The sequence below is a fragment of the Ilumatobacter sp. genome, assembly GCF_049588435.1.
Classification (GTDB): domain Bacteria; phylum Actinomycetota; class Acidimicrobiia; order Acidimicrobiales; family Ilumatobacteraceae; genus Ilumatobacter_A.
In genome coordinates this window covers 1-6418 of the sequence record NZ_JBAVYV010000155.1, presented here as the reverse complement: position 1 = coordinate 6418, position 6418 = coordinate 1, and the positions used below count along the sequence as shown (strand labels likewise).

General features: G+C 66.5%; 8 protein-coding genes. 3 read left to right on the top strand and 5 right to left on the bottom strand.

Going from position 1 to position 6418, the window contains the following annotated elements; translation table 11 throughout:
• Together WBV89_RS05735 and WBV89_RS05730 are read left to right on the top strand one after the other, a co-directional pair.
• Nucleotides 1-388, top strand: a 388-nt coding sequence (locus tag WBV89_RS05735) for a zinc-binding dehydrogenase (RefSeq protein ID WP_423980376.1), incomplete at its 5' end; no start/stop codon positions are given.
• A 56-nt stretch (nt 389-444) separates the two neighbouring features.
• Complete coding sequence (locus WBV89_RS05730; protein ID WP_423980375.1) at nt 445-1155, top strand: nitroreductase family protein; 711 nt, start codon at nt 445-447, stop codon at nt 1153-1155.
• A 207-nt stretch (nt 1156-1362) separates the two neighbouring features.
• Here the strand turns inward: WBV89_RS05730 and WBV89_RS05725 are convergent, their stop codons facing one another.
• The 3 genes from WBV89_RS05725 to WBV89_RS05715 are packed head-to-tail and all read right to left on the bottom strand — an operon-like array spanning nt 1363 to nt 3664.
• Entirely contained in the window at nt 1363-1896 is a 534-nt protein-coding gene (locus WBV89_RS05725) for a TetR/AcrR family transcriptional regulator (protein WP_423980374.1), read from the bottom strand.
• Nucleotides 1890-2519 (bottom strand): FMN-dependent NADH-azoreductase, encoded by a 630-nt coding sequence (locus WBV89_RS05720; RefSeq protein ID WP_423980373.1) that lies wholly within the window; start codon nt 2517-2519, stop codon nt 1890-1892. The genes WBV89_RS05725 and WBV89_RS05720 overlap by 7 nt, the downstream gene beginning before the upstream one ends.
• 2 nt (nt 2520-2521) lie before the next feature.
• Nucleotides 2522-3664, bottom strand: coding sequence for an acyl-CoA dehydrogenase family protein (locus WBV89_RS05715; RefSeq protein WP_423980372.1), 1143 nt, complete (start codon nt 3662-3664; stop codon nt 2522-2524).
• 60 nt (nt 3665-3724) lie between these two features.
• Between WBV89_RS05715 and WBV89_RS05710 the strand changes: the two genes are divergently transcribed.
• Nucleotides 3725-5296, top strand: a complete 1572-nt coding sequence (locus tag WBV89_RS05710; protein WP_423980371.1) for a sulfatase family protein — start codon at nt 3725-3727, stop codon at nt 5294-5296.
• 191 nt (nt 5297-5487) lie between these two features.
• On the opposite strand, the gene WBV89_RS05705 is transcribed toward WBV89_RS05710, so the two are convergent.
• Together WBV89_RS05705 and WBV89_RS05700 are read right to left on the bottom strand one after the other, a co-directional pair.
• On the bottom strand, nt 5488-5910 hold the full coding sequence (locus tag WBV89_RS05705; RefSeq protein ID WP_423980370.1) for a type II toxin-antitoxin system VapC family toxin: 423 nt from the start codon (nt 5908-5910) through the stop codon (nt 5488-5490).
• A complete protein-coding gene (locus tag WBV89_RS05700; RefSeq protein ID WP_423980369.1) occupies nt 5907-6146 on the bottom strand; it encodes a FitA-like ribbon-helix-helix domain-containing protein in 240 nt (79 codons plus the stop codon). Before WBV89_RS05700 ends, WBV89_RS05705 begins: the two co-directional genes overlap by 4 nt.
• Between the last annotated feature and the right edge of the window lie 272 nt (nt 6147-6418).

The window sequence follows — 6418 nt, the reverse complement described above, 5'->3', positions numbered from 1 at the left end:
GCCCCCAGGCGACGACCTCGTGTCGTCGGTTCGCGAGCTCACCAAGGGCCGGCTCGTCGACCGCTGTTTCGAAGCGTCCGGGGCGGCCGCCGCGATCACCTCCGTTCCGCGCATCACTCGCAACGGCGGCACCGCATCATTCATCGGTCTCCCCCAGGGCGGCACCGGCCTCGACATGGCCCAGCTGATCTATCGCAGCCTCACCGTGCGAGCGGGCGTCGCGCCAGTGCCCGAACTCTGGGCATCGCTGCTGCCGCTCCTCGAGAGCGGGCGGCTCCGCGCCGCGGGACTGTTCACCCACCACATGCCGCTCTCCGCCGGAGCCGAGGGGTACCGCCTGTTCGACGCCCGCGACGACGGCGTGTTCAAGATCCTCTTCGAGCTCTGAACAACACAGACGCATCGACCGCAACCAACCACAACGAGCCCTTGGAGGCATCGATCATGACCAGCACCAATTCATCAGGCACCCCGGGGGCCCGTCACCCCAGAACCGGCTTCGATCTCGCCGAGACCGACCGCCTGCTCACGACGACCAAGCAGGTACGCCGACGACTCGACCTCAGCCAACCCGTCCCCCACGAGGAGATCCTCGAGTGCATCGACATCGCCAATCCCGCACCGATGGGCGGCAACCTCGAACGCAACCGCTGGATGATCATCGACGACGCAGCGACGAAGCAGGAGATCGCGGAGCGGTACACCCGAGTCGGCGCCCCCTACCTCGACGGGCACTCCAGCGCGCCGCAGGACCAGCGCACCGAACGCGTCGTCGAGTCGGGCAAGTTCCTGCTCGAGCATCTCGCCGATGTCCCAGCGCTCGTGCTGGCAATGCGCCTCGATCGACCACCGCCCGCCGAAGCCCTCGGCTCGACCGCCGCCTACTTCGGGTCGGTTCTTCCAGGCGTGTGGAGCTTCCAACTCGCTGGGCGAGCACGGGGCTTGGGGTCGGCATGGACGACGTTCCACCTCGAGCACGAGGCCGAGGTCGCCGACGTCCTCGGCATTCCGCCGACCGTGACCCAGGTCTGTCTGCTCCCCGTCGCCTACTACACCGGCGACACCTTCACCCCCGCGCCCCGTCGACCGGCGCGCGAGGTGACCTATCTCAACCGCTGGAAGCAACCGGTCGAGTCGCCCGGCAGCAAGTTCTGACCCGTCAAGAAGGCAACAAGTGCGTCGGTCGCGTCGGGCGACGGATGTCGGAAGCAGTGTCATTCGTCGAGGATGTGCGTCTCGACCGGCATGGGTACTCCTCGATGACGGAATCGGAATCGGGGATGGAAGTTCAGTAGGCGCGCTCGAGCGCATGCTCCACGCTGCAGCCTGTTCGACGTAGCCCACGATCAGCCCAGGCTGCCGTCACGACCCGTCGGCGCGCTCGAGAATGTCGAGCAGCGTCTCAGCCGAATCCCCGACCGGCCACGGCGGATGCACCTGTGCCACGCCCGCGGAGAACAGCACGAATGCTCGGATCCGGGCACCCGCTTCGTCGTGGCCCAAGTCCCGAAATGCTCCTGCGATGTGCTCGAGCAATGTCGCGTCCAGCGCGCGGACCGCGCCGGCGGCGACGGGGTCGCTCCCGGCCCAATCGCGCATGGCAGCGTCGAGGGCCCCCATCGATTCCTCACGTGCGATCTGCGCGAGGCGCCGCAGACGATCCCGTGGATCGGCGTCGGCGATGGTCTCCACGTTCTCCTCGACCTGGGCGGTCCCGTAGAACTCGGCCAGCTCCTTGCGATAGGCCGCCATGTTGGGGAAGTGGTGGTAGAAGCTTCCAGTCGTCAGGTTCGTGGTGTCCACGAGCGCTTCGATCTTCACGCCGCGCACGCCGAACTCGCGCAACAGCTGCTGGCCGGCGAGTAGCCACCGCGTTTTGCCCGAGCCGGTCACCACGATGCACCCGCTCGGCGTGCTCGTTCGACCGCCTCGTCGACGATGACCTGACGCTCTTCGGGGGTCCAGGCCGTGGTCGGTTCGATGATCAGGCTCTCCGAGAGGTCGAAGCCGAGGAAGTCGAAAAGGTAGCGGAGGTACGGCTCCTGGTGGTCGACCAGTTCTGGGCTCGTCCCGTCGTACGCCGAGGAGCGGGTGACGATGAGCTGCGCCTGCTTGCCGACTCCGAGCGTGCCGACGTGGCGGCCTTCAGCGTCGAGGGTGAACGACTGGAGCGGCTGCACGACGACGTCGATCCACGCCTTGAGCGCGTGCGGGATGCTCCAGTTCCACATCGGTGTGCTCACCACGATCGCGTCGTGACTCGCGACCTGGTCGATCTGCGCGGTCACCCGCTCCCAGATCTCGGCCTGCTCGGGTGTGTGTGGTTCACCGAACAGCGGACCGAACTTGGCCAGCGCCGCCTCCCGACCGAAGACGACGACATCGTCGGACCACACGTCGACGTGCGTGACCGCGACGTCATCACCGAGAGCGGCGAGGAACGCTCGTGCGCATGACGACGACAACGAGCGCTCACCCTTCGGACTTCCCTCCACCCACAACATCGACCGCACCGACATGCTCAGACCATGTCCGTCGGACGGAGGTCGAGCCCGAGCCGGTGTCGGCCAGCGAGTTCGGCGGTGCGGTCCCAGTCGAAGATGACGTGACCCTTCAGCGTCTCGAGGTCGCGCTGGATGCGCTGCAGCGGATGGGTGTCGAAGTACACGCTCGCGCCGGCACCCTCGCATGCGGTCGACACCGCTTGGCGAGACATCTTGACGACCGATGCAGCGGCGAGGCGAGCGTCGACGCGCTCGGCCTCGCCGATGTCGTGCCCGGAGGTGAGCGGTGCCATCGCCTGGCGCCAGCGAGCGGCAGCGGTGCGCACGAGATCGTCGACAGTGGCGATCCGGACCTGCGCAGCCGGTTGCTCGGCGGCCTTGTCACCGAGGCTGTACGCAAGCACGCGGTCGCGCAGCCGGGTGCGGTACTCCTCGGCGGCACCTTCGGCTCCGCCGAGGGCCGGGGCCGCGGCGACCAGGGCGAGCACGGACATGACCGGTAGACCGGCGAGCCCGTCACCCTCGATCGTCGTCGTCGAGTTGAGCATGTCGCTGGCCTGGATCGTGCGGTGCTCGGGGACGAAACGCTCCTCGACCACCGCCGTGTTGCTGCGTGTTGCCCGCATGCCGCTGGTGAACCACACGTCGTCCATCGTCACCTCACTCATGGGGAGCACGACGAAGCGCAACTCGAACTCGGAGCCCTCGACGATGGTGTTGGCCATCAACCAATCTGCGTGTGCCGATCCTGTGGCCCACTCCCACCGACCGCTCACCATGTAGCCACCCTCGACCGGCCGCGACGTTCCCGTCGGTGCGAGCGGTGCCGGTGCGAACGGGGCGGCCGTGTCGGCGAAGAGCTCAGCATGGCCCTCTTCGGGGAACTTGGACAACAGCCAGGCGTGCATCATCAAGAACGACATCGTCCACGCCGTGGCCGGGCACCCTTGCCCCAACGTTCGCGTGACCTCGGCCAAGGGCTCGAGCCCGAGGCCGTGTCCGCCGAGCGAGGTCGGAACCACGATCTCGAAGAGCCCTTCCGCTGCGATGGCGTCGACGACTTCCTGGGGAACCTGTCGGTCGTGTTCACCTGCGCCGGCGCATTCGGCGATCAGATCGACCAATGATTCCGCCTTGTTGACCGCTGCGTTTGCATCCACCCTGCAAACATAATATAACTTATGTTTGCAGGCAAGCCCTGTTCCGATTGAGGAGGCCAGATGGACACCGAGGCACCCGATCGCAGCACCCCCAACGTGCTCGTGATCATCACCGACCAACAGCGTGCGGACCACGTTGGCTTCGACGGCAACGCCGTGGTCTCGACACCGAACCTCGATGGCCTGGCAGCGCGGGGTCGAGTGTTCGATCGGGCGTACGTCGCCAACCCGATGTGCAGTCCCAACCGATCGTCACTGATCACCGGCCGGATGCCCAGCAGCCATGGTGTGATCTTCAATGACCGCGCACTCGAGTGGGGGTCGAACACCTTCGTCCGATCGCTTCGAGCCGCTGGCTACCGGACCGGTCTCATCGGCAAGTCGCATTTGCAGCTGTCCGTCGACCGATGGGCCGTCCCCGACATCGGTGCCGACGCTCGCGCCGACGGTTACCCCGACTCGATGTACTCATGGGAGTTCGTCGAGCGGTACGACGGCGACGCCGAACCCGAGTCACCCGACGACTACTACGGCTTCGACCACGTCGAGTTCTCCACCGATCACGGCGCCCGCATGGCCGGCCACCACCTCCGCTGGGCGCTCGCCAAAGGCGCCCGCCGCGAGGACGTGTTCCCTCCGATGAACGCGGACGCGCCCGGCGATCGACGCTCCGAACGGTGGTGGCAGATCTACCGACCGCCCTACGAACCCGAACTCCACTCGACCGCGTTCGTCGGCGAGCGCACCGTCGCATTCATCGACGACGCCCACGCGCAAGACAAGCCGTGGATGGCATGGATGGCGTTCCCCGACCCACACCACCCACTCACCCCGCCGGGCAAGTGGTTCGACCGCCACGACCCACGAGACATCGAGCTCCCAGCAACCTTCGGCGACCCGCTCACCGGCGCACCGCCGCATCTTCAGGCCATCAGGAACCGGACGGAAGCCCCGTTCTGGCCGTTGCCATTCGGCACCGACGACCCTGTGCTCGTCCAGGAAGCCATCGCGGCCACCTACGGCATGATCGAGTTCATCGACCAAGAGATCGGCCGTGTCCTCACCCACCTCGACCACCTCGGTGTCACCGACGACACCCTCGTCATCTTCACCTCCGACCACGGCGACATCATGGGAGACCATTCGCTCATGGTGAAGGGCAACATCCACTACCAAGGCGTCGTGCGCGTCCCAATGTGCGTCGCCGGGCCGGGCGTCGTCACCGGCCGCTCCCCCGGCCTGGTGTCATCGCTCGACGTGGCCCCCACGATCCTCGACCGGTGCGCGCTCGAGCCGTATCGCGGGATGCAGGGCTCGACGCTCACCCCACTGCTGTCGGGCACTGCAACGTCGATCCGCGAGCATGTACTCGTCGAGGACGACCTCGACCCGAAGGTCGCAGCGCTCGTCGGGAACCCCTCACGTATGCGCACCCTGATCACCGAGGGCGTGCGCTTCACACGCGACAGCAATGGACACGAGCAGCTGTTCGACCTGCGCACCGACCCGAACGAAACCGAGGACCGCGCCGCATTCGACTCTCGGCAAGGCGACCTCACGACCGCCCTGGTCGACGTCATGCTCGCGGTCGACGACACCGGCGGCGGCGTCGGCCGAACACGCTCCGAGTAATCGGCCCGACCCTCGGGTGGTGGCTCGGGCATCGGCATCGTGTCGCCTGCGCTGACCGCGCGCATGACTCGATCACATCATCGAGTCGCCGCCGCCGCGATTTCGCAAAGGCTGGGGTGTTCCTTGTTCGGTGGTCTCCGGCCGGGACGGCCGGGTGTGGTCGTGACCTGGGTTCTGAGACCGAAGGAAGGTCAGGAGTCGGTCCACGGGTTCATGATGTCGACTCCGACGTCGGCGAAGTCGTCGACGTTTCTGGTCGCGATCGCCGCACCGTGGCTCCGACAGATCGCTGCGATCTGCGCATCGGCCAGGCTGATCGGCCGCCCAATTCGCTCCCGCTCCACGACGAGGTCGGCGTGGTGAGCAGCAGCGACGCGATCGAAGTCCAGGACGCGGCGCTCGAAGTCCTCGGTGAGCATTTCGTCGAAGACCTCGGCCAACTCGTTGCGCCGTCTGCCCATCGGCAGACGACCGATGCCGTACCACAACTCCGCAAGCGTGATCGCGGTGATGAACACCTCACTGGCGGACTGACGGTCGGCCCACGCCACGACCAACTCGTCAGGCTCCGGGCGCATCAGTTCGGACACGACGTTCGTGTCCCACACGATCATGCGAGCTCGGACCGAGGCCGCTCCACCCTCTGAGCCACCTCGAGATCGACGCCACCGATCGCCTCGAACCGCTGATGGATGCGGCTCCCGAGACCGACGTCGGTCGAGCCGCCCGCAAGCGCGCCAGCAAGAATCTCTCTCACTTCGGCCTCCATGGACCGGGAGTTGTGTGCGGCGCGAATCTTCAGGCGGTCGCGTAGTTCGTCATCGATCCCTCGGATCGTCAGTGTCGCCATCTCGTCACCTCCGTATCGCTTGCGCTGACAGCAATGCTAGCGCACCTGAAGGTGAACTCAGCGCCCGAGGAAGGCCGTCCGTGACGACCCACCCATCGCGCTTCGAGAGCGATCGGCGCCCCTCACAGAACAAGTCCGTGATCTTTTCGTGATCGCGAACCGCCGTGCGAGGGTCCGAGACAGCCTCGATTGCGGGCATTTCCCCTGCTCAGTGATGGTGCCCGGGGCGGGGTTCGAACCCGCATGAGGTTGCCCTCGAGGGGGTTTAAGCC